Annotated in this window: 1 protein-coding gene; it reads left to right on the top strand. The window is 60.2% G+C overall.

Features of this window, described 5'->3' with window-relative positions:
* Nucleotides 1–707 (top strand): LysR substrate-binding domain-containing protein (locus tag QZH66_RS16360; protein WP_305806934.1); only part of this gene is annotated, 707 nt, incomplete at its 5' end.
* Between the last annotated feature and the right edge of the window lie 531 nt (nt 708–1,238).

Below are 1,238 nucleotides of genomic sequence, written 5' to 3'. Positions count from 1 at the left end.
CCGGGCAGTGGTTTCAGGGTGTCGCGCCGGAATTGCTGGCAGAGATCGCGCGGCTGCCAGGAGCTGCACGTGCGGTAGCCGAAGCGAACTCAAAAAGCTTGCGATTCGCCGCGACACATGCGTTGTCGCTGACCTTCGTGCCTGGTTGGTTGCGCCGCTTTGAAGCGCATACGATGGCGGGGACTCTTCAATTGGAGTCCGACATGCTTCATCGGTGTGAGGCTCTCCTGGCTCAGAGCAAGGTGCAGTTCGTCTTGTGCCACGCCCACGCTCAAGCGCCCAGTCAACTGCAGGTGCAAGGCTACCCGTCCATCTGCGTGGGCATCGATGTTCTGCGCCCCGTTTCTGCCATGGGGCCAGAGGGCCAAGCCCTTCACCCATTGGAGCGCCCCGGGACGACAGCCCCTCTTCTGGCCTACAGCGCGGAATCCGGGCTGGGCAGCATCCTTCATAAAACCATCGACCGTGCGTTAGGGGCGCTTCAAACGCAAACGGTCTTCACCGCCCACCTGGCATCCGTACTACGGACGATGGCGCTCGAAGGTCGAGGAATAGCTTGGCTGCCTCAAAGTCTCGTCGGCGATGACCTTGCAGCGGGCAAGTTGGTTGCGGCGGCCACTGAAGCGTGGANCTTCAAACGCAAACGGTCTTCACCGCCCACCTGGCATCCGTACTACGGACGATGGCGCTCGAAGGTCGAGGAATAGCTTGGCTGCCTCAAAGTCTCGTCGGCGATGACCTTGCAGCGGGCAAGTTGGTTGCGGCGGCCACTGAAGCGTGGAATATCGATCTTGAAATCCGGGTCTATCGAGCACATTCGCAATTGGGGCGCGCTGCAGAAGCTCTCTGGGATGCAGCAGTACAGTCAGTGGCAGGTAAACCAGCGGAGCAGCAAGCCCAACTGCCCGACCGTTGACGCATCGGGTATGAGGCTGCGCTCGTACAGCCGCTTTGGGGCAGAAGCCGCCCCATAGCCGATAGACGGACAAGTCCCCGGCACCACCAGATTTTGGAATGACGCCCCTTCAGGAGCAGTCGCAGAGGCTGTAAAAAGGCTCATCTATTGATAGCTTATTGCGCATAATGGGTAAGGCCTGAGGCCGATTTTTACCTAAAATTTATCGGATTTACATGGGGTGCCGCACGTTCGCAGCGCGCGTTTTCGCGCAACTCGCCACTCGTCAGCCTGTGCCCCTCCCCAAGCGCCGCCGCCTCAGTAGCTCAGCCGCTCTGGCCGC

The sequence above is a fragment of the Stenotrophomonas sp. YIM B06876 genome, assembly GCF_030711595.1.
In the GTDB taxonomy this organism is placed as follows: Bacteria; Pseudomonadota; Gammaproteobacteria; order Xanthomonadales; family Xanthomonadaceae; genus Stenotrophomonas.
This window is presented reverse-complemented; position numbering and strand designations above follow the sequence as displayed.